This is a genomic window from Marinobacter salicampi, from assembly GCF_011074795.1.
Lineage (GTDB): Bacteria > Pseudomonadota > Gammaproteobacteria > Pseudomonadales > Oleiphilaceae > Marinobacter > Marinobacter salicampi.
The window spans coordinates 329318-350288 of the sequence record NZ_JAAMPF010000036.1 but is presented as its reverse complement, the minus strand read 5'-3'; the positions used below and the strand labels follow the sequence as shown (position 1 = coordinate 350288).

At 58.2% G+C, this 20971-nt stretch carries 19 protein-coding genes; 10 read left to right on the top strand and 9 right to left on the bottom strand.

All coding sequences use genetic code 11. The features are described from left to right. Positions 1–91: 91 nt before the first annotated feature. The gene (gene rho, locus G7W63_RS19470; RefSeq protein ID WP_166262251.1) at positions 92–1354 is read right to left on the bottom strand and encodes a transcription termination factor Rho; all 1263 of its coding nucleotides are present in this window, start codon (positions 1352–1354) and stop codon (positions 92–94) included. A gap of 496 nt (positions 1355–1850) precedes the next feature. On the opposite strand from rho, the gene moaB reads away from it, so the two are divergent. The 4 genes from moaB to G7W63_RS19450 are packed head-to-tail and all read left to right on the top strand — an operon-like array spanning position 1851 to position 4381. After that, positions 1851–2417, top strand: coding sequence for a molybdenum cofactor biosynthesis protein B (gene moaB / locus G7W63_RS19465; protein ID WP_166262249.1), 567 nt, complete (start codon positions 1851–1853; stop codon positions 2415–2417). After that, positions 2417–3631 carry a molybdopterin molybdotransferase MoeA gene (locus G7W63_RS19460; protein WP_166262247.1) on the top strand — a complete coding sequence of 405 codons (1215 nt, stop codon included), beginning with the start codon at positions 2417–2419 and terminating at the stop codon, positions 3629–3631. The genes moaB and G7W63_RS19460 overlap by 1 nt, the downstream gene beginning before the upstream one ends. Positions 3632–3642: 11 nt before the next feature. Next, positions 3643–3924 (top strand): molybdopterin converting factor subunit 1, encoded by a 282-nt coding sequence (gene moaD, locus G7W63_RS19455; RefSeq protein WP_166262245.1) that lies wholly within the window; start codon positions 3643–3645, stop codon positions 3922–3924. Position 3925: 1 nt separating this feature from the next. Continuing rightward, positions 3926–4381 (top strand): molybdenum cofactor biosynthesis protein MoaE, encoded by a 456-nt coding sequence (locus G7W63_RS19450; protein ID WP_166262243.1) that lies wholly within the window; start codon positions 3926–3928, stop codon positions 4379–4381. A 147-nt stretch (positions 4382–4528) separates the two neighbouring features. Here the strand turns inward: G7W63_RS19450 and trxA are convergent, their stop codons facing one another. Continuing rightward, entirely contained in the window at positions 4529–4855 is a 327-nt protein-coding gene (gene trxA / locus G7W63_RS19445; protein ID WP_166262241.1) for a thioredoxin TrxA, read from the bottom strand. Between the two features lie 452 nt (positions 4856–5307). On the opposite strand from trxA, the gene ppx reads away from it, so the two are divergent. Next, positions 5308–6822 (top strand): exopolyphosphatase, encoded by a 1515-nt coding sequence (ppx, locus tag G7W63_RS19440; protein ID WP_278185435.1) that lies wholly within the window; start codon positions 5308–5310, stop codon positions 6820–6822. Here ppx and G7W63_RS19435 read toward each other — a convergent pair whose 3' ends face one another. Beyond that, positions 6823–8787, bottom strand: coding sequence for an ATP-binding cassette domain-containing protein (locus G7W63_RS19435; protein ID WP_166262239.1), 1965 nt, complete (start codon positions 8785–8787; stop codon positions 6823–6825). Positions 8788–8925: 138 nt separating this feature from the next. Here G7W63_RS19435 and G7W63_RS19430 point away from each other — a divergent pair, with 138 nt between their 5' ends. The 3 genes from G7W63_RS19430 to bamJ all read left to right on the top strand — a co-directional run bounded on the left by G7W63_RS19430 (position 8926) and on the right by bamJ (position 10693). After that, positions 8926–9456 carry a TIGR02444 family protein gene (locus G7W63_RS19430; protein ID WP_166262237.1) on the top strand — a complete coding sequence of 177 codons (531 nt, stop codon included), beginning with the start codon at positions 8926–8928 and terminating at the stop codon, positions 9454–9456. Next, the gene (locus G7W63_RS19425; RefSeq protein WP_166262235.1) at positions 9453–9863 is read left to right on the top strand and encodes a DUF4124 domain-containing protein; all 411 of its coding nucleotides are present in this window, start codon (positions 9453–9455) and stop codon (positions 9861–9863) included. Before G7W63_RS19430 ends, G7W63_RS19425 begins: the two co-directional genes overlap by 4 nt. 128 nt (positions 9864–9991) lie before the next feature. Beyond that, the gene (bamJ, locus tag G7W63_RS19420; RefSeq protein WP_166262233.1) at positions 9992–10693 is read left to right on the top strand and encodes a BamJ family beta-barrel-assembly machinery protein; all 702 of its coding nucleotides are present in this window, start codon (positions 9992–9994) and stop codon (positions 10691–10693) included. Between the two features lie 90 nt (positions 10694–10783). On the opposite strand, the gene rsd is transcribed toward bamJ, so the two are convergent. Both rsd and G7W63_RS19410 read right to left on the bottom strand, forming a co-directional pair. Beyond that, positions 10784–11266, bottom strand: coding sequence for a sigma D regulator (rsd, locus tag G7W63_RS19415; protein ID WP_166262231.1), 483 nt, complete (start codon positions 11264–11266; stop codon positions 10784–10786). Between the two features lie 106 nt (positions 11267–11372). Then, positions 11373–11882 carry a disulfide bond formation protein B gene (locus G7W63_RS19410; protein ID WP_166262229.1) on the bottom strand — a complete coding sequence of 170 codons (510 nt, stop codon included), beginning with the start codon at positions 11880–11882 and terminating at the stop codon, positions 11373–11375. Positions 11883–12016: 134 nt separating this feature from the next. On the opposite strand from G7W63_RS19410, the gene G7W63_RS19405 reads away from it, so the two are divergent. Continuing rightward, complete coding sequence (locus G7W63_RS19405; protein ID WP_166262227.1) at positions 12017–12472, top strand: flagellar basal body-associated FliL family protein; 456 nt, start codon at positions 12017–12019, stop codon at positions 12470–12472. A 9-nt stretch (positions 12473–12481) separates the two neighbouring features. On the opposite strand, the gene rmf is transcribed toward G7W63_RS19405, so the two are convergent. The 4 genes from rmf to G7W63_RS19385 all read right to left on the bottom strand — a co-directional run bounded on the left by rmf (position 12482) and on the right by G7W63_RS19385 (position 18655). Further along, positions 12482–12694 carry a ribosome modulation factor gene (gene rmf / locus G7W63_RS19400; RefSeq protein WP_166262225.1) on the bottom strand — a complete coding sequence of 71 codons (213 nt, stop codon included), beginning with the start codon at positions 12692–12694 and terminating at the stop codon, positions 12482–12484. A gap of 160 nt (positions 12695–12854) precedes the next feature. Next, complete coding sequence (gshA, locus tag G7W63_RS19395; RefSeq protein ID WP_166262223.1) at positions 12855–14408, bottom strand: glutamate--cysteine ligase; 1554 nt, start codon at positions 14406–14408, stop codon at positions 12855–12857. Positions 14409–14482: 74 nt separating this feature from the next. After that, positions 14483–16831, bottom strand: coding sequence for a Tex family protein (locus G7W63_RS19390; protein ID WP_166262221.1), 2349 nt, complete (start codon positions 16829–16831; stop codon positions 14483–14485). Positions 16832–16918: 87 nt separating this feature from the next. Beyond that, on the bottom strand, positions 16919–18655 hold the full coding sequence (locus tag G7W63_RS19385) for an EAL domain-containing protein (protein ID WP_166262219.1): 1737 nt from the start codon (positions 18653–18655) through the stop codon (positions 16919–16921). 196 nt (positions 18656–18851) lie between these two features. Here G7W63_RS19385 and rep point away from each other — a divergent pair, with 196 nt between their 5' ends. Further along, entirely contained in the window at positions 18852–20870 is a 2019-nt protein-coding gene (gene rep, locus G7W63_RS19380) for a DNA helicase Rep (RefSeq protein ID WP_166262217.1), read from the top strand. Positions 20871–20971 lie beyond the last annotated feature (101 nt).

Below are 20971 nucleotides of genomic sequence, written 5' to 3'. Positions count from 1 at the left end.
CAGGGAGACGTTTACGGGGAAAATAGTAAAGCGGATGCCAGCGGGGCACATTCATGCCCCGCCGAAAGCGGTCATCGGACCGGCGCAGCCATCAACGGCGCTTCATGGACAGGAAGAACTCATCATTGGTCTTGGTTTCGCGGAGCTTGTCGAGCAGGAACTCGAGTGCCGCGGTATCGTCGTCCATGGAATGCAGCAGCTTGCGCAGAATCCACACTCTCTGGATATCCGCTTCAGCCATCAGCAGGTCTTCCCTGCGGGTGCCCGACCGGCGAATGTTGATAGCCGGGTAAACACGTTTCTCGGCAATGCGGCGATCCAGGTGGATCTCCATGTTACCGGTGCCCTTGAACTCCTCGTAAATCACTTCGTCCATCTTGGAGCCGGTGTCTACCAGAGCGGTTGCCAGGATGGTCAGGCTGCCGCCTTCCTCGACGTTACGGGCTGCGCCGAAGAAACGCTTGGGTTTTTCCAGAGCGTGGGCATCAACACCACCTGTGAGTACTTTACCCGAGGATGGGATCACGGTGTTGTAGGCACGGGCCAGACGAGTAATGGAATCCAGCAGAATGACCACGTCTTTCTTGTGCTCGACCAGGCGCTTGGCTTTCTCGATCACCATCTCGGCAACCTGGACATGGCGTGCCGGCGGCTCGTCGAAGGTGGAGGCGATGACTTCGCCGCGAACCGTACGCTGCATTTCGGTCACTTCTTCCGGACGCTCGTCGATCAGCAGCACCATGACATGACATTCCGGGCTGTTACGGGTGATCGCTTGGGCAATGGTCTGCATCAAAAGCGTCTTACCGGCCTTTGGTGGTGAGACGATCAGGCCGCGCTGGCCCTTGCCAATGGGAGCCACCAGGTCCAGCACCCGGGAAGACAGGTCCTCGGTACTGCCATTGCCAGCTTCGAGGCCTAGACGCTCGTCGGGAAACAGCGGGGTGAGGTTTTCAAACAGAATCTTGTTACGGGCGTTATCGGGCTTGTCGAAGTTGATTTCATTGACCTTCAACAGGGCAAAATAACGTTCGCCGTCTTTCGGCGGCCGAATCTTACCGGAGACCGTATCGCCGGTCCGCAGGTTAAACCGGCGGATCTGACTGGGCGACACGTAAATGTCGTCAGGTCCTGCCAGGTAGGAGGCGTCGGCGGAACGCAGAAAGCCGAAGCCATCCTGCAGAATTTCCAGCACCCCGTCTCCGTAAATATCTTCGCCGCTCTTGGCGTGCTTCTTCAGGATGGCGAATATCACATCCTGTTTGCGCGAGCGGGCCAGGTTATCAAGACCCATTTCCTGCGCGATATCTAGCAGTTCGGGGACGGTCTTCTGCTTAAGTTCAGTAAGATTCATAAGTTATTGGATAATCAAGAATGGAAGTAAACAGGGTTTGAGTAGACAGGGGCGATCCCTGAGCGTGTCTTGCAAAAGGTGCTTGTCTTACGTTGGGACAGGTACTGCCGGGCGGGCGCCGACAGAACGCTTGATCAGTCTCTGGCCGTAACCTTACCCTATATGACGAGAATAACGAACACTCGAATCAAGAGGTACGGTTAAGGGTGAAACCGGCCGGGCACTGATATTCCTCAAGACCGATTGGTCCTCTGCCGGCATGTACAATCTGGATAATGACTGCATATGCCAGAGGCTGGAGGAATGGCAGCCTTTAAAGAACATATCGATCTTTCATCAAGACATTGGTAAATGTCAAGTACTTGGAAGAGCCGATCGCCGATCATTATAGCAACAAAACCTGTTAATACCAGCTCTTCCAATCCCTTGCCCCAAACAGGATACTGGGCAACGGCTCATCAGCTGGAAACTCAACCATGCGGAGTACTCAGACCAGATGCCCACCAGCCCTTCCCCCATAGCTTTGAACATTGCGCTTCTAACCGTGTCCGACAGCCGCGGGCCGGAAGAGGATTCATCGGGCCAATACCTGGAAGACAGCCTTTTGGCCGCTGGTCACAAGTTGATCGCACGTCGACTGCTACCGGATGATGTTTACCTCATTCGTGCACTTCTTTCGCGCTGGATAGCTGAGCCTGATGTGCACACGGTATTAATTACGGGCGGCACCGGCTTGCTTGAACGTGACAGTACCCCGGAAGCGGTCGCCCCGCTGCTGGACAAGGTTATTGAAGGCTTTGGCGAAGAGTTCCGTCGCCTCTCGGCAGAAGAGATAGGCTCTTCGACCGTGCAGTCGCGGGCCTTTGGCGGCATGGCTAACCATACCGTTATTTTTTGTTTACCTGGCTCAACCGGGGCTTGTCGCACTGGCTGGGAAGGCATACTCAAGCATCAGCTGAGCAGCGATCAGAAGCCCTGCAATTTCAGCGGGCTGCTACTCCGTAAGCCCGACAGCCCCGTAGCCCGCCTTGATGAAGTCATAGGCACACGGGCAAAACGCTGATGGCTGCGACCACGCTCACCTCCGTTGATACTGCCCTTCAACATCTGCTGGAGCGGGCAAACCCTGTTGCTGAAGCCGAATCCGCTGACCTGCATGAGGCCCTCGGACGTATTTTGGCGGAGGACCTGAAGGCCAGTTACGATATTCCTCACGCCGACAACAGTGCTGTAGACGGCTATGCCGTTCGCTGCGCTGACCTTGAAAATGGCGACCGCCTGCCCATCTCGGCGCGTATCCCTGCAGGCCACGCACCAGAGCCGCTTCAGCCAGGGACTGCAGCCCGCATTTTTACCGGCGCCTCCGTACCCGAGGGTGCTGACGCGGTCATCATGCAAGAGACCGTGTCTGAAGAAGAAGGCCAGGCTATTTTTACAACGCCCGTGCTCCCGGGCCAGAACATACGCCGCCGTGGCCAGGACCTGCAAAAAGGCACCATCGCCCTAAAGCAGGGCAGTCGTCTGCGCCCTCAGGAGCTCGGTCTGATTGCCTCACTGGGAATCGCACAGACCCCGGTCTGGCGGCGTCTGCGAGTTGCCATTCTGACAACGGGTGACGAGCTTATTGATCCCGGCCAGCCTCACAAGCCGGGGTGCATTTTTAATACCAACAGAATCACCCTGATGGCTATCCTTCAGCGCCTGGGGTGCGAGGTGGTTGCCGCCCAGACCGTACCGGACACTCATGAGGCCACCGTCGCTGCCCTTACGAGGGCCGCCCGCCAGGCCGATCTGATTATTACCAGCGGCGGCGTTTCAGTGGGCGAGGAGGATCATGTTCGTGCTGTGCTTGAGGACAAGGGCCAGCTGTCTCTCTGGCGACTCGCCATCAAACCGGGCAAACCCCTGGCTTTCGGCTCGATTGACGACGTACCGGTGATCGGTCTTCCGGGAAATCCGGCGTCCGTGCTGGTGAGCAGCCTGATGCTTTGCGCCCCGTTCATACGCCGCAGTCAGGGCGACAGCCAGACGGTGCCCCCGGCAACGAAGCTACCTGTTGGCTTTAAGGTAGACAAAGCCTCAGTACGCCGTGAGTACATGCGCGCTCGCAGGGAAATTGTTGAGAACCAACTGGTGGTGTCTGCTTACCCCAACCAGAGTTCTGGCATGTTAAGCTCCGCCTGCTGGGCCGACGGCCTCGCGGTAGTACCCGAACACAGCTGTCTGAACCCGGGTGACACCGTCGATTTCTATTCTTTTTCTGATCTGCTGGGGTAACACTGACCGAAATGAGCGCACCGACCCTTACCATTAACGTCCGTTTTTTTGCCAGCCTGAGGGAGAACCTGGGCGTCGACTCACTGGCCGTGATACTCCCAGACGGTAGCAGTGCCGGGGACCTGCTGCGACACCTGGCAGCCAGAGCAGAACAAGATCCCCATCAGGCCTGGTCGGCGCTGAACGGCGAGCGGCCGGTTATGATCGCGGTTAACCAGACCATGGCCCAGCCCAGCACGGCACTTCGGGACCAGGATGAAGTGGCGCTTTTCCCGCCAGTCACAGGAGGCTGACATGGTACTGATCCAGGAAGCGGACTTCGACATGGCGGCAGAGTATCAGGCATTGCGGCAGAACGGCACGGGCGCCATTGCCACTTTTGTCGGCCTGGTAAGGGATTATGGTGACCAGACCGGTGTCGAGGGGCTGTTTCTAGAACATTATCCGGGCATGACCGAAAAGGTCATTGAAGGGCTGGTCGACGAGGCAGGCCGGCGCTGGTCCATTCAGGCTGCTCGCGTGATACATCGGGTTGGACATCTGGCGCTGGGGGAACAGATCGTTTTCGTCGGCATCGCCAGCAGTCATCGCAGTGACGCTTTTGCGGCCTGCGAGTTCATCATGGACGCACTCAAAACATCCGCACCTTTCTGGAAAAAAGAACTGAACGCTGACGGCGGACGCTGGGTGGAGCAAAAGGACTCAGACCAGGCCAGAACAGCCCAATGGCAAACGCCTGACAACCATTAGGTTTTCCCGCCCATTGAGCGGGCACCGAAGCGCAGAGCTGTGCACCGCGCCACCCGGATAACCCTCACTCCACTTCCCCCAATACAGCCATAAAAAAACCGCCCGTGGCTTAGGTCCACGACCGGTTTGTTGAGCCCGGCGACGGGATCAGAGATTACTGTCGAGGAAGGCCGCGAGTTGGGATTTGGACAGCGCACCTACTTTAGTGGCATCCACGTTACCGTTCTTGAACAGCATCAAGGTAGGAATCCCGCGGATGTTGAACTTGGGCGGCGTCTGCTCATTTTCATCAATATTGAGCTTGCATACCTTGAGTTTGCCTTCGTACTCATCGGCAATTTCTTCCAGCACCGGCGCGATCATCTTGCACGGACCACACCATTCGGCCCAGTAATCCACCAGCACCGGGGTATCGGCCTGAAGAACATCCTGATCAAACGATGCATCCGTTACGTTTACAATATTTCCGCTCATTGCCTCTTCCTGGTTCTGGCATCCTTGGTCGCCTATTCAAGCACGATCGAGGAGCACATTTAACTCGTTTATCTAACTCGTTTATCGGCAGCTGCACTAGGCTATGCCACCCTGCACGCGGCTTTTCGCTTGCGCCACTTTACGCGATTGTTGCGCAGTCTGTGAAGCAGCCCACGAAACCTCGGGACCGGTTCAGCTAGGGCGCCGGGACTCTGGCTGATCCGACGACCTCTGCAATCCAGCCATAGCAGCGCCGAAAGACTGATCAGCGAGAACTCCACAATACTGACGCGCGAGCCCGTTTCGCATATAGTACCGCTCAGTGTACGTGACTGCCACGTCAGCTGTTGACCGGCTGACCCAGCCCATCGGCCTGACAGTGGTTATAGACCGACATAGCGTGCTTGAACGCTCCGGTAACTATAAGGCCAGACAAGAGGATTTCAAGACACGTGACGGCTGAATCCAATGGCTCCTCGCCGCAATTTCTCGCTGCAATTGATATGGGCTCGAACAGTTTCCACATGGTGGTGGCGCGCCTGGTCCACGGTGAGATCCGTACCCTGGAAAAAATGGGCGAAAAGGTGCAGCTCGGGGCCGGCCTCGATGCCAGCAACAACCTTACGGAAGAAGCCCAGGAATCTGGCCTCGCCTGTTTGCGCCGATTTGCCCAGCGACTGAGCGGTATGCCGCCGGCTGCGGTTCAGGTGGTGGGTACCAATGCCCTGCGTATTGCCCGAAATGCCCATCAGTTTATGGCACGGGCTGAAGAGGTGCTGGGGTATCCGGTTGAGATTATTGCCGGCCGGGAAGAAGCCCGACTGATTTACCTGGGCGTTTCACATACGCTCTCCGACGACATCGGACGCCGGCTGGTCATCGACATCGGTGGAGGCAGCACTGAGTTCATTATCGGGGAACGGTTCGAAGCCCAGGAACTCGAAAGCCTGCACATGGGCTGCGTGTCCTTCCGCAACCTGTACTTTCCGGATGGTAAGATCAGTCGCCGGCAGATGGACAGGGCGGTCACCCACGGCGCGCAGGAACTGCTCAATATCCGGCACCGGTTCCGCTCCCTTGGCTGGCAGAGCGCTGTTGGCTCATCGGGCTCCATCAAGTCTGTATCCAGTGTTCTGACGGCCCTCAAACTCACCGATGGCCGCATTACCATCCAGGCCATGCGGGAGCTTCGGCGCCGCTTGGCAGACATGGGTAACGTGAACAGGCTGGGCGAACTTGGGGTCCGTGCCGACCGGCAAAGTATTTTCCCGGCCGGCTTTGCGATTCTGATGGCGGCTTTCGAGTCTCTGGGCATTGATGAGATGACCTACGCCGACGGCGCCCTCAGGGAGGGCCTGCTCTATGACATTGCCGGACGCATCCAGCATGAGGACGTTCGCGACCGAACGATCCAGAGCCTGCAGGAACGCTACCATGTAGACCAGGGGCACGCAGACGCTGTTGAGGAAACTGCAATTGCTGCATACGAGCAGGTAGCCGATGCCTGGAGGCTGCGTACCCCCGCAGACGAAGATGTGCTGCGCTGGGCCTGCCGCCTGCATGAAATCGGCCTGACCATTTCCCATAGCCAGTACCACAAACACGGGGCCTACCTGCTCCGCTATTCTGACCTGCCGGGCTTCAGCCGCCAGTTCCAGCAGGAACTGGCCACCCTGGTGCGGGGCCACAGACGGAAGTTCTCACCGGTCATTTTCGAGAGCATCCAGGACCCGGAAGATGTGCGCCGATTAAGGTATCTTTGCATTCTCGTCCGCCTCGCCGTCCTGCTGCAGCATCCCCGCAATCAGGAAGGTCCTCCCGACTTCCGGCTGGAGGCCGGTGAAAACAGACTCGCCATTCACTTTCCCGACAACTGGCTGGATCACCGCCCACTGACTCTGGCAGATCTTGAGAACGAGCGGGAATACCTGTCCCGGCAGGACATCAAGCTTACCGTCCATACCTGATCAGGATTGGACCAATCCCTCGGACTCCAGCTCTTCAATCTGCTCTACCACAGCCATCCACTCGTCTTCCGCCTCGGAAAGCCTGCGCTTGAGGTCGGCCTGCTGGCCCAGTAGATCCCGCAGACGGGCGCGGTTGCTGTCGTCGTAGACGTCCGGGAAGGCAAGGGCATCCTCAACCGCTGCCACCTCTTTCTGCAGGGCCTCCATGGTGCTTTCCAGGTTGCTCTGGCGCTTGCGGTATGGGCTCAGTTTTTTTCGCCGGTCTGCTTCCGCCCGCTTTCTCGTTTTACGGTCGTCGGCGCTCTCTCCCGGGGTTTCGCTGGCCACGTCCGTGGTGTCAGTGTGCCGTGAAACGCTGGCATCGCTCTCTCTACGAGGCGCCTCCGTGTCATCCTTGCGTCTTTCCGCCAGCCAGCGCTCATAGTCTTCCAGATCGCCATCATAGCTCTGTACCCGCCCGTCGGTGACCAGCCAGAACTCGTCAACGGTATTACGTAGCAGGTGGCGATCGTGGGAGACAACCACGATCGCGCCTTCAAACTCCTGCAGGGCCATGGTCAGGGCCTGGCGCATTTCCAGGTCCAGGTGGTTGGTGGGCTCATCCAGAAGCAACAGGTTGGGCTTCTGCCAGGCGATGACGGCCAACGCTACCCGTGCTTTCTCGCCCCCGGAAAATTGGCGGATGGGGGTTAATGCCTCATCGCCATGGAAATTGAAACCGCCCAGGAAATTTCGCACCTTCTGCTCGGAAGCCCCGGGGGACAGCCTCTGCAGATGCAGGAACGGGCTGGCGTCAAGGTCCAGCGATTCCAGCTGATGCTGGGCAAAATAGCCGATGGCCAGGTGCTCGCCGGTTTTTCTTTCGCCATTTAGCAGTGTGCCGGCATCTCTTAGCGCATCCATAAGCGTCGACTTGCCCGCCCCATTGGGGCCGAGCAGGCCCACCCGTGTGCCTGGCAGCAGGGTAAGGTCGAGGCCCCGCAGCAGGACCGTATCGCCGTGGCCGGCCTCACCTTTGCGGATGGAGAGCAGCGGGTTTGAAACCTTGTCTGCAGTGGGAAACCTGAAGCTGAATGGCGAGTCAATGTGGGCAGGGGCAATACGCTCCATCCGCTCCAGAGCCTTGACCCGGCTCTGGGCCTGCCTGGCTTTCGTTGCCTGGGCCTTGAACCGATCAATGAAACGCTGGATTTCAGCCACCCGCGCCTGCTGTCGCTCGTACCCCGCCTGTTGCTGGGCCAGCCGCTCGCTTCGCTGACTTTCGAAAGCTGTGTAGTTGCCGGTATAGGGCACCAGCTTACGGTGGTCGAAATGAACCACCTGGGTGGCCACCCGGTCCATGAAATCCCGGTCGTGGGAAATAAACAGGAGCGTGCCGGAATAACGGGCCAGCCAGTTCTCCAGCCACAGGCAGGCATCCAGATCAAGGTGGTTGGTGGGCTCGTCCAGCAACAGCAGATCAGAAGGGCGCATCAGGGCCTGGGCGAGATTCAGACGGATACGCCAACCGCCGGAAAATGAAGCGACCGGGCGATCAGCATCGGCGGTGGAAAAACCCAACCCCCGAATCAGGGCTTCCGCCCGCCGAGAGGCGGACCAGGCTTCATGGATGTCGAGTTCGCCGAGGATGCGGGCCAGGGTATGATCGTCCTCTTCAGCTTCGGAACGGGCCCGTTCCCGTTCAAGGCGACGTAACTCAATATCGCCATCGAGCACGAAATCCCGGGCACTGCGCTGGGACGCCGCTACTTCCTGGGCCATATGGGCAATACGGCAGCCGCCTGGCAGCGAAACATTGCCGTGTTCCGGTGCAAGGCCGCCCAGAAAAAGCTGGAACAGGCTGGACTTGCCGGCACCATTGGCGCCGACGATCGCCACCCGCTGTCCCGGCTGGATTGTCAGGCTGGTGCGTTCTAGCAACCACACCCCACCTCGTTGTAGACTAAGATCAGTTATTGAGAGCATGGAGGCATTCTAACAGGGAACCTTCTGCGGCTGTTATCGTCGGAAGGCATACTGAATCAATAACTGCGACCTGCTGGGCATCAAGTTGCCAGAAAGATCGGAGCCACGGAGCGGACGACAGATCGGAGTCAGGACGCCATGGAAGAACAAGAACTACCCTCTGCTCAAGGGCTGGTGCTGGATTCTCCTCTCTGGGATTTTGCGCTGGACATCTGGCGCGACCAGGGTATTCGCGAGCACTGCCTGAATTTACAGAAAAATGGCTGGAGCGTGACCAGAATCCTTTGCGCCTGCTGGCTGGCGACTCTTGGACAACGGTTCGAGCAGGAGCCCGATGGCTCAGCTCGCTGGCGCAGCGGTATGACAGGGCCACTCAGGACCCTGCGTCAGGCGCTGCCGAAAAGTTCTGCCTGTGCCAGCCTGAGATCCAGGCTGGCACAGGCAGAACTGGAAGCCGAACAAGTTGAACTGGCGCTGGCTTTTGATGGACTTGCTGCGCAGTCAAAGGCATTAGCCGATCACAATACTTTAAGCCGTCTGCTGGCTCAGAACCTGAGAAATGCGGCGCCGGGAAACCCAGACATGACCCCTCACACCGAACACCTCATCCTTGCGCTCAGCAGGCGACTGGAATTGCATCGCAAGAGCATGGAAGGAGAGCTTCTATGATTATGCGCTGGCTGATCCGTCTCGCCTTCCCCGCCCTTGGTCTGCTGCTGATGCTGATCGTCTTCGGTATTCACGACCCGGATACCGACTCCATCACATCCGATGCTGATCTGAGCACACCATTGGAGCCCGAAAAGAAGCCTGCCATACCCGCGTTCGAGGGTGAAGTTCCTGCGCCTATTACTGATGAAGGCCCTTCTATCGTATTTAAATGGCAGGATACCGAAGGCAACTGGCATTATGCGGACAAGCCGCCGGCCCAAGGTCCGTGGAATGCCCTGGCAATCGAAGACTGGGCGGGCGAGACACCCTCGCAAAGGATTCCCGGGGAGTCCAACGACGACTGGCAGGCCCCGTACACCGCACCTTTCCGACTTGATCAGAGTCCGTCTCACAACGACTCCTGACTCCTTAAATCCTCTGCTCTATGGCTCGACGAGCCGGCCGGTTTCGCCTTCTTTAGTGGCGTCCCGGCTTTAAACGGGTTAACGTTTCGCACTTCAATGACAAAGCAAACCGAGTTGAGGACGTATCCATGAAAAAAACGTTGATCGCCCTGGCGGTGGTCGCTGTTATCGGCGGCGGCATTGCAAGCACACTGGCGGTGGCCGAACCTGCCCTGGACACCGACGATGAAAAAGTCAGCTACGGCATGGGCCTGGTAATGGGTGAACGCATGCTCAGCGATCTGCCTGATCTGGAGGTAGAACAGTTTCTGCAAGGCATTCGCCACGCCACTGAAGGTGGCGAAGAAGCCCGTATGACCAGAGAGGAAATCCAGACCGCGCTGCAAAGCTACCAGCAGAAGCTTCAGGCAGAGCAGATGGAACAGATGAGCAAGCTTGGGGAAGAGAACAAATCCGCCGGCGAAACCTTCCTCAGCAAAAATGCTGAACGGGATGAAGTCAAAACCACGGTTTCCGGGCTTCAGTATGAAGTTCTTGAGGAAGGCGACGGACCGAAACCTACGGCGGATGATGAGGTCAAGGTGCATTACACCGGTGAATTGCTGGACGGTGAAGTGTTTGACAGCTCCCGCGAACGGGGTGAGCCGGTAACCTTCGGGCTGTCCCAGGTGATTCCTGGCTGGACTGAAGGTCTGCAGCTGATGAACGAAGGCAGCCGCTACAAGCTGTACATCCCATCGGATCTTGCTTACGGACCCGGCGGCAACCGCTCAATCGGTCCTAACGAAACCCTCGTGTTCGACGTCGAGCTTATCGAAGTCAATCCTTAAGAGTGCAATCGGGCATCATCCGGACTTCCGGGTGATGCTTTTTAACCAGCCTGTGCGGCATCCGCAGTGAAATGCCCACAGGCAGGCCGATCAGGCTGAGGACATTACCTTGTCTGCATGTACGTTATGCAGGTGCTCAATCAGAAAGTCTTCCAGTTCAAACCGGGTTTCAAGGCTCTCTCCCAGCTTTGACAGACTCTCAAAGAGAACCTTGACGTTGGTTTCAGTCAAAGGCGAACCGTCCAGTTGGTCGTTAAACGCCAACGCCACTTCGGTGGTTTGCTCAATACGCGGGTAAATCCGTGCAGCCAGCTCCAGGCCACCGTCGTCAAATTCTTTTGCTTCCCGGATCAGCTGCTCGTAAATCTCAAAGTGCCCTGCTGAAACATAATCAAGTAGCACTTCGCAAAGCTGGATAAACTTCTCCTGCATGGCCGAAGTGGGAGCTCCTGCATCTGCGCCAGTCAATTCGCAATAGTTGACAATCAGTTGCTGGCGGTCTTTGAGCCAGCGGTCTATCAATTCACTTACGCCACCCCAACGTTCCTTGGCATTGTGGCAATTATCTAACATGAAGCCTCCCGATCTGGCGCAGTACGATTGTTCTTGGACGGTGATCTCAAGTTACCCCAAGCCACCGCCCGGCGGCAAGAAAATGTGACCTCGAAAGAACCGGCCATCAGGATCGGTTGATACTGCCACGGCGGCGCGGGTACCCGGCCAGCAATACCAGGCCCGTTATTACCATCAGGGTAAAAAATACCGCACTCCAGCCAGCGATACTGAGCCCCATGAACTGCCAGAGAACTTTGGCGCAGTCTCCGGTTCCACGCAGGGCGGTCGCCACAACTTCAAACAGGGGCAGTACCTCAAGCAGGTAATCAACGGATGGTCCACAGGCAGGCACCTGGTCGGCGGGTAGACTCTGAAGCCACAACTGGCGTCCGGCAATTCCCAGGCCAGCACCGGCGAATACGGCCAGCAGCAGGCCATAAACCCGACCGCCCCACCCTGGTGGATTGTGCAACGCAGCCAAAAGGCTGACTGCCCCAACGGCTATGAAGGCTATTCGCTGGAGCCAGCACAGGGGACAGGGCTCGAGCCCCATGACATACTCCATGTAAAACGCCACCGCCAGCAATCCTGCACACACGGCAAACACCAGGAAAAAGACAAGTCTACGGCTCAACAGGGCTTCCTCATTACGAATGAACAGTCAGGGCATGGTAGCTGCAACAGAACCCGGGGGCTGTTATTCTTTGTGCACTGCCACGTTTTCCAATGGCACACACTTAACCGTAAACCCTGAAGAACTGCAACCCTATGAAGAAACGCCCCCTTTGCATTTTTGTGCTGACTTCAGCTCTGATGGTGCTGCCTGCAACCCTGCCCCAGGCATTGGCCCAGGCCGATGAGGAAATGGCTGAGGAAGGTGGGGAGGCAACGCCAAAGACCACGATTTATGTGGATATGAAACCGGCTTTTATTACCCATGTGGGGAAATCCGACAACAAGCTGACCTACCTGAAAGCGGATGTCACCCTACGAACCTCCTCTGAGGCCGCGGAAGATGCCGTGAATGCCCATATGCCCCGGTTAAGGCATGAACTGGTCATGCTTATGGGTAACAGTACTGACGTAGATGAGCTCAGCTCACCTGCCGGGCAGCAGGATCTGCGGGAAAGGGCAAAGAGCGCGATCAATGAGGTATTGGCGCAACAGCAACTCGAGGTGCAAGTAGACGACGTACTGTTCACATCCTTTGTCGTGCAGCGGTAAGTAGCGGATTCAGGCAATGCGCCCGAGAATATCGGCCTCTGCCGCTCTATCCACTATTACCTGGCGACCGTCTTCCCAGCCAGCCTCCCAGGCCGCAATTACCACGTCACCACGATAGGGGCAGCGCTCGCGCGACATATTGATTGTGGCCGCCATCAGGCCCTGTCGATAAGCCTTGTTCAACGCGTCCGCGTTCCAGCCCAATTTGATGTCCCTGGCCATGTCAGCCTCCGCTTACCCTGCAGCGCCACGTTGCGCGCCGACGGTGCCGGATGCACCGTGTAACAAAAATTAACAGTCGTTACAAAGCGTGACAAGCGGCAGTGCCACGATCTGTGCGCCAGGTCCGCAGAGCCTGACGTCAACTCTCCAGAGACTGATGTCAACTCTCCAGGTAATGGGCCAGGTAGTCCGCAAACGCCATTGTATCAGCGGTTTCCAGGTCTCGCTGTTCCTGGCGGGAGGTTTCGGCCATGGCTTCAAAGGCGCGCTGTTTAACCTCGGACAGATGGTCTTTCTGCAGATCCTGCTGATGCTTTCTCGCCTGCTCGAGGGTCCACTGGAGGTGGCCCTTGCCAGTATCACCCATGGCCTTGAGCACCTGCCCTGACGGCAGCAGCGAGGGGTCAATTAGCTTCGACCGCTGCACCGCCAGAGCCCTCCGGTAGCGTTCGTGGCCCTGCCACTGGTCGAGCTTGAGCGCCAGGGGTTCAAGGCTGTCCACCAACTCCAGACCCGCCTCCCGGACCGGTACGTCACTGCTGGCAATGGTGAGGTTAAGACTGGCATCCCGCCCCCGGTTAATGACGTCCTTGTAGTTGTGGTCCAGGCGCTCACATTCTTCATCATCGATCAGGGGGCTATCCGAAATCAGGCAGTCAAGCAGGAACAGATCCAGGAAATCGATCTGGGCCTCGCTGATACCCACGTCCGCAAACGGGTCCAGGTCGAGACAACGCACCTCGATATACTCCACCCCGCGGGCTTCCAACGCCTGAATGGGTTTCTCTTCCCGCTCGGTATTACGCTTGGGTCGGACCGCGCTGTAATACTCGTTCTCGATCTGCAGGATATTGGTATTGATCTGGATGAACTTGCCATCGCGCTTGGTACCGATCGCCTGATAGGGGGGCCAGGGCGTGTGTATGGCCCGTGCCAGGGTGCCGGTGTAGGTGCTCAGTTTGTTGAAACAGATGTCCAGGGAGGCCTGGGCATTGTTGTGATAACCCAGATCTCCCATGCGCAGGGACGTGGCGGCCTTGCCATACCAGGTGGTGTCGTCAAACTGCGCCAGATTATGGGGCATCGTCTTTACGAAACTGGCATCGAGGGCGGGCGAGGCGCCGAACAAAAGCATCAGCAGCCAGCTTCGGCGACGGAAATTACGGATCAGCCAGAAGTACTGCTGGGATTTGAAGTCCTGGGGATGCTGGCTATCTTCCAGCGCCTCCTGCCAGAGCTGCCAGAAGCTGTCGGGAAACGAAAGGTTATAGTGTGCTCCGGCAATGCTCTGCATCATCCGCCCGTATCTCACCGCCAGCCCCTGCCGGTAGACGTGCTTGAGCTGGCCAATGTTGGAACTGCCGTACTCGGCAATGGGAATACTGGCGTCGCCATCCAGTGCACAAGGCATGCTGGCCGGCCACAGGAGCTCGTCACCCAACTGGGACTGCACATAGCGATGGATATCCCGCAGGGAGGTCAGGAGCTCTTCCGTGCTTTCGCAGACAGGGGTGATGAGTTCCAGCAGGGCCTCGGAGTAGTCCGTGGTTATCCGCGGGTTAGTCAGAGCTGAGCCCAGGCCGGCCGGGTGCGGGGTCTGGGCGATATTACCCTGCTGGTCAACCCTAAGGCCCTCCTTTTCAACGCCTTTCAGAAAGCCATCCCACTGGGTCGATGAGAACTGGTGGAACAGCTGCTGACGGGATACACCCATGTGCGACTCCTGTAGAACCCTGGCTGTACTGGTTACAACACCACGGGCTGAGCTATTGAACTTTTGATTCGAAGCTAACGTTTGTTCTTTCCGGCTGAAGCCAGCGCCTGTGCCAGCGCACCTGCCATGGCGCTCGGTGGCGAACCTGCGCTGCTGGCCGGGCCGGCATTGCGACTGCCAGGTTTGCGGTCCGATGATTTGCCCGCAGGCCGGGTCTCGGTCCGGCCTGCCCTTGGCTCAGCGGCCCCCGGGGTGTCGTCCAGCCGCATGGTAAGGGCGATGCGCTTGCGCGGGATATCCACCTCCATCACCTTGACCTTGACAATATCCCCTGCCTTGACCACTTCCCGCGGGTCCTTGATGAACGAATGGGAAAGCGCCGAGATATGGACCAGACCATCCTGATGGACCCCGATATCAACGAAAGCCCCGAAGTTGGTGACATTGGTGACCGTACCTTCCAGTATCATGCCGGGCTCAAGATCCTTCAGGGTTTCGACACCCTCCTGGAAGCTGGCAAAACGGAACTCAGGCCGGGGATCGCGACCAGGCTTTTCCAGCTCGGACAGAATATCCTTTATGGTAGGCACACCAAAGCGCTCGGTAACAAAGTCGTTGGGGTTCAGGGAACGCAGGAAACTGCTGTCGCCGAGAATCTGTTCCACCCTGCGTCCGCTGCGGGCCGCAATGGCTTCCACCACGCCGTAGGCTTCCGGGTGAACGGACGAACTGTCCAGCGGATTTTCGCCGCCGGCAATCCGCAGAAACCCTGCGGCCTGCTCGAAGGTACGGGCGCCGAGCCGGGCCACATCCATCAGCTGCTTGCGGCTGCGGAAAATGCCGTTTCGGTTGCGGAATTCGATGATGTTCTCGGCAATGGTCTGGTTGAGGCCGGAAACACGGGCCAGCAATGGAATAGAGGCGGTATTGAGGTCGACCCCCACCCCGTTCACACAGTCTTCGACCACCGCATCAAGGCTGCGGGCCAGCTGCACCTGGGAGACATCGTGCTGATACTGGCCCACGCCAATGGATTTGGGCTCGATCTTGACCATCTCCGCCAGCGGATCCTGGAGCCGGCGCGCGATGGATACCGCCCCGCGAATGGTGACGTCCAGATCCGGTAGCTCCCGGGAAGCGAACTCGGAAGCAGAATAGATTGAGGCACCGGACTCACTGACCACAATGCGCGCCAGGTTCAGTTCGGGATAACGTTTGATAAGGTCGGCCGCAAGCTTCTCGGTTTCCCTGGAAGCCGTTCCGTTACCAATGGCGATGAGCTCAATCCGGTACTCCCGACACCAGCGCGCCAGCTGCTCAATGGATTGGTCCCATTTGTTGGCTGGGGCGTGGGGGAAGATGGCTCCGTGACCGGCCACCTGGCCGGTGCCGTCAATAATGGCCACCTTTACCCCTGTTCGCAGGCCCGGATCCAGTCCCAGGGTTGGCCGTGGGCCGGCCGGCGCCAGCAGCAGCAGGTCTTTCAGATTGGCCGCAAACACATTGATTGCCTCCGTCTCGGCCGCTTCACGGACCTGGGACATGAGATCGGTTTCAATCTGGGTCGACAGTTTGACCCGCCAGGTCCAGCGCACCACCTCCCCCAGCCAGCGATCGGCGGCACGGCCCTGGTCGCGAATGCGCCAGTGCGCGGCGATCCGCTGTTCCGCCGGATGCGGGGTACGGCGGTCGTCATTGCTATCGCCCACTACCAGGCTGTAGGAAAGCACACCCTCATTGCGACCACGGAGAATCGCCAGGGCCCGGTGAGACGGGACTTTTTTCAGGGGTTCGACATGGTCGAAGTAATCACGGAACTTGGCGCCTTCGGTTTCCTTGCCTTCAATAACGCTGACTTTCAGCTGCGCTTCCTGCCATATGAAATCGCGCAAGGCTCCCAACAGCGTGGCGTTCTCGGCAAACCGCTCCATGAGAATGGCCCGGGCACCTTCAAGTGCCGCCTTGGTATCGGCAACACCGGCGTCGACATTGAGATAGCCGGCCGCCAGGGTTTCCGGATCCTGGGTCGGATCGTCGTACAGTGTATCGGTCAGGGGCTCCAGGCCCGCTTCCCGGGCAATCTGGGCCTTGGTGCGGCGCTTGGGCTTGTAGGGCAGGTACAGATCTTCCAGGCGATTTTTGGTGTCGGCGGTAAGGATATCGTTGCGCAGCTCATCAGACAGCTTGCCCTGCTCGTCGATACTCTTGAGGACGGTAGCCCGACGGTCTTCCAGCTCACGGAGATAGCGTAGCCGCTCTTCTAGGTTGCGCAGCTGGCTGTCGTCAAGGGATCCGGTTACTTCCTTCCGGTAGCGGGCGATGAAAGGCACGGTGGCGCCCCCGTCCAGCATCTCAACGGTTGCAGTCACCTGCTGCTCACGGACCCCCAGTTCATCTGCAATTCGCCTGGCAATACTGTTCATGCAACCTCGTCTGTCTTGCGGTCATGGAAGCGATCGGGCATGAAGAAACCTCCGCTCTGTGAAATCAATGGGCAAAGGTACAGCGGCTTATTGCTGCAGGCAAGCGAGGCGATTGCGTGCGTCAAGGAATTCCACCAGGTCGTCCCACGGCATGGGTCGGGCGTAGTAATAGCCCTGCACCTCGTCGCACTGCTGCTGGCGCAGGAACTCGAGCTGGCCTTCGGTCTCGACACCCTCTGCCACAACGCTCATTTGCAGGCTGTGGGCCAGGCTGATGATGGCGCGGATGATATGTTCGGCGTCACCGGAGGCGCCCAGCTCCTGGACAAAGGACTTGTCGATCTTGACCAGGGATATCGGCAGGTGCTGGAGGTTGCTCAGGGAAGAGTAGCCGGTGCCAAAGTCATCCAGCGCGAAGCTGATCCCCAGCTGGTTCAGCTCCCGTAGGCAGCGCTGTGCGTATTCCGGATCATGCATCATGGCGCTTTCGGTCAACTCCAGTTCCAGCAGGCTGGTATCAACGTTGGCGTTGTAGATAATGCGGAAGATGGTTTCGGTCATCTTGCGGTCGTGGAACTGCCGGAACGACAGGTTGACCGCGAACACAAGGCCGGGATGACCAAGGTTGGCGGCATCGCGCAGCCGCGCACAGGCCTGTTCGATTACCCAGTAGCCGATCGGAACGATGAGGCCGCTACGCTCGGCAGCGGGTATGAACTCATCCGGAGGAATCAGGTGGCCGTCCGGGTGATTCCAGCGCAGCAGACACTCCACCCCCCTGACCTCTTCCGTGGTCAGGTCGATCCGGGGCTGGTAGTACAGCTCCAGCTCGCGACCACGCAGGGCATTGCGCAGGTCCGCCTCCAGCTTGAGCTGACGGCCTGCGGTAATGTGCAATTGCTTGTTATAGAAACGGTAACTCGTACCGGTGTCGCGCTTGGCCTCGAACATGGCCCGGTTGGCCCGGCGCAGAAGAGTTTCCGGCGTATCTCCCGCTTCCGGAAAAGTGGCCACCCCGAGGCTTGCACTGACAACGACACTGTGTCCGTCCACCACAATGGGATCACCGAGCACACCGACCACCTTGCGGATGATCTGGGTGATGTCGAGGGAATCCTCCACCTTTTCAATGATGATGGCGAACTCGTCGCCACCGATGCGCATCAGTGAGTCCACCCGTCGCAATACCTGGCGTAGCCGTTCCGCCACCTTGAGGATCAGTTGATCGCCCATCTGGTAGCCCAGGTTCTCATTGATCGCCCGAAAATCGTCCAGATTGATATGGAGCAGTGCCAGCCGATGGCCGCTTCGTTCAGCCCGCAACAGGGCCTGCTGTAGCCGATCGAAAAACAGGTCCCGGTTGATGAAGCCACTGGCCACCTCGGCACCCAGCTGGCCCTGGGTCGAGTCTGCTACCTGCTGCCGGTACCAGAGGCATCGAACCGACCGGCCGAGCCCCCAGGCTTCCAGGCTGCCTTTGCGCAGATAATCAGCGGCACCGTTAATGAGCATCTCTGGCGTTCGCAGGGCCTCGCTATCAGCCCCGAGTGCCAGTATGGGCTTGTCGCCGCTGGAGACTGTCAGATATTGCAGGAAGGCCAGCTCGGAGCCGCCGTGTAGGCAACAGTCCCAGAGAATCACATCGAAATGGGCGTTGCGCACCAGGTCATCGCAGTCAATCAGATCCGGACACCAGGTAAGGTCCGGGAGTATCTCATGATCATTACGAAGCATCGCAACATACCAGAGATAATCGGTATGTTCCGGTGTCAGAACCAGTACTCGCACACTGCTACGGTTCATGGGATCCAGGGTTTCGTTCATGGGTGTGCCAGTCCGCGTCCTTTCGGAAAGTTACAGGAAATACGTCAGGTTCCAGTCTGTCTCGGCTCCGACTGACTCATAAGTCACATAAGTCACATAAGTCACCATCCAAGGATAGACGATCGACAGGCAACGTACAGCAAAGCCGAGGTGATGTAGAATACCCTAGCCCCGGTCATACAACAGCAGGTCGTTTGTGAATAAACTCAATCCCCGTCAGCATGAAGCCGTTCGCTACGTCGATGGCCCGCTGCTGGTTCTTGCCGGAGCGGGCAGCGGCAAGACCAGCGTGATCACGCGCAAGATGGCGTACCTGATCGAGAAAGTCGGCATTCCCGGCCGCCATATAGCTGCCCTCACCTTTACGAACAAAGCCGCCAGAGAGATGAAAGAGCGGGTGGGACATCTGGTGGATCGCAAACTGGCGCGCGGCCTGACGGTTTCGACATTTCACAACCTGGGCCTTAACATCATCCGCGAGGAACACAGCCATGTGGGCTACCATCCCGGCTTTTCCATTTTCGATGCCGATGACGCCAAAGCGCTTCTTCAGGACCTGATGATGCGGGAGGCCAGCGCCGATGCTGGCGACGAACTCGCTGATATCCAGATGACCATTTCCAGCTGGAAGAACGCCATGCGAGGACCATCGGAGGCTCGCAGCAAGGCCGCGGATGAGCGGGAGCAGAGAATCGCCCTGGTCTATGCCCGCTATGTGGAGTATCTCAAGGCGTACAATGCGGTGGATTTTGATGACCTGATCCTGCTGCCGGTGCAACTGTTCAGGAATCAGCCGGAGGTGCTGGAAAAGTGGCGGCGCAAGATCCGCTACCTGCTGGTGGACGAATACCAGGACACCAACCTGTGCCAGTACGAACTCGTGAAATTGCTAGTGGCAGGCCGGGCTGCCTTTACGGTGGTCGGCGATGATGACCAGTCCATCTACGCCTGGCGCGGTGCCCGGCCTGAAAACCTGGCCCAGCTCAAGGAGGACTTTCCCAGCCTCAAGATCACCAAATTGGAGCAGAATTACCGCTCCACAGGCCGAATACTGCGCAGCGCCAACACGGTCATCGCCAACAATCCCCATGTGTTCGAGAAGGCCCTCTGGAGCGACCACACCATTGGTGACGAGATCCGCATTGTCCGGTGTCGCAACGAAGACGCCGAAGCCGAGCGCATCGCCACCGAGATTCTCGACCAGAAGCTGAAAAAAGGGCTCGCCTTCCGGGACTTTGCCGTACTTTACCGGGGTAATCACCAAGCCCGGCTGCTGGAGGTGAAGCTCCAGGCCTACCAGATTCCCTACCGGATTTCAGGGGGACAGTCATTTTTCGCCCGTAACGAAATCAAGGATGCCATGGGCTACCTGCGGCTGCTGGTGAACCCCAACGACGACGCTGCCTTCCTTCGTGTAGTGAACGTACCCCGGCGGGAAATCGGCCCCCGAACCCTGGAGCAGCTCAGCCACTATGCCCGCGCCAGAGACGTCAGCCTGTTCCGCGCCCTGTCAGACATGGGAGCCGAGACCCACGTTACCGAAAAAGGCCTGGATCGCCTGCGCCGGTTCTCGGACTGGGTCGACCGTACCTGTCAGCGCCTGCATCAGGAAGACCCGGTACCGGTGATCAAACAGCTATTCACCGACATCGAGTATGAGGAATGGCTGCACCAGCACGCGGGGTCGCCCAAGCAGGCCGAACGTCGCATGGAGAATATCTGGTACCTGGTGGAGTCGATCCGGCGAATGATTGACGACGGCAAGGGCACGGCAGATGAGATCGGCATTGAAGACGCCATCAGCAAGCTGATCCTCCGGGACCTGATGGAGCAGCGCGAGGAAGAGGACGACAGTGACAAGGTCCAGCTGCTGACCCTGCACGCATCAAAAGGCCTGGAGTTTCCCCATGTATTTATCATGGGCCTTGAAGAGGAAATACTGCCCCATCGCAGCAGCATTGAAGAAGGCAACATCGAAGAAGAGCGCCGGCTGATGTACGTCGGTATCACCCGGGCACGGGAAACCCTGACCCTGACTTACGCGGCCCAGCGCCGACAGTACGGTGAGAAACTGGAAACCATTCCCAGCCGCTTTCTGGATGAACTACCGGAAGAAGACGTAAAGTGGGAAGGCATGGGCGACCTGGATGTGGAAGCAAACCAGAAAAAGGGCAAGGCCACTCTCAGTGCGCTACTGGGCGATCTCGGGGGCTGACCCGGCTTTATTACGGCTGGGGTCTGTTTTTGTTGAGGCAAAATAAAAACCAGCACTGCAAAGTGCTGGTTTCTTCATCAACGCAGCCAGCCTATTCGAGC

Coding starts and splice junctions, on each gene's coding strand:
- rmf (WP_166262225.1), bottom strand. CDS start 12,694: ATGGCCAGGGACATCAAATTGGGCTGGAACGCGGACGCGTTGAACAAG.
- G7W63_RS19425 (WP_166262235.1), top strand. CDS start 9,453: ATGATTATGCGCTGGCTGATCCGTCTCGCCTTCCCCGCCCTTGGTCTG.
- G7W63_RS19385 (WP_166262219.1), bottom strand. CDS start 18,655: ATGAACGAAACCCTGGATCCCATGAACCGTAGCAGTGTGCGAGTACTG.
- bamJ (WP_166262233.1), top strand. CDS start 9,992: ATGAAAAAAACGTTGATCGCCCTGGCGGTGGTCGCTGTTATCGGCGGC.
- G7W63_RS19390 (WP_166262221.1), bottom strand. CDS start 16,831: ATGAACAGTATTGCCAGGCGAATTGCAGATGAACTGGGGGTCCGTGAG.
- G7W63_RS19405 (WP_166262227.1), top strand. CDS start 12,017: ATGAAGAAACGCCCCCTTTGCATTTTTGTGCTGACTTCAGCTCTGATG.
- G7W63_RS19460 (WP_166262247.1), top strand. CDS start 2,417: ATGGCTGCGACCACGCTCACCTCCGTTGATACTGCCCTTCAACATCTG.
- G7W63_RS19450 (WP_166262243.1), top strand. CDS start 3,926: ATGGTACTGATCCAGGAAGCGGACTTCGACATGGCGGCAGAGTATCAG.
- moaD (WP_166262245.1), top strand. CDS start 3,643: ATGAGCGCACCGACCCTTACCATTAACGTCCGTTTTTTTGCCAGCCTG.
- moaB (WP_166262249.1), top strand. CDS start 1,851: ATGCCCACCAGCCCTTCCCCCATAGCTTTGAACATTGCGCTTCTAACC.
- G7W63_RS19435 (WP_166262239.1), bottom strand. CDS start 8,787: ATGCTCTCAATAACTGATCTTAGTCTACAACGAGGTGGGGTGTGGTTG.
- rho (WP_166262251.1), bottom strand. CDS start 1,354: ATGAATCTTACTGAACTTAAGCAGAAGACCGTCCCCGAACTGCTAGAT.
- G7W63_RS19430 (WP_166262237.1), top strand. CDS start 8,926: ATGGAAGAACAAGAACTACCCTCTGCTCAAGGGCTGGTGCTGGATTCT.
- rsd (WP_166262231.1), bottom strand. CDS start 11,266: ATGTTAGATAATTGCCACAATGCCAAGGAACGTTGGGGTGGCGTAAGT.
- trxA (WP_166262241.1), bottom strand. CDS start 4,855: ATGAGCGGAAATATTGTAAACGTAACGGATGCATCGTTTGATCAGGAT.
- gshA (WP_166262223.1), bottom strand. CDS start 14,408: ATGGGTGTATCCCGTCAGCAGCTGTTCCACCAGTTCTCATCGACCCAG.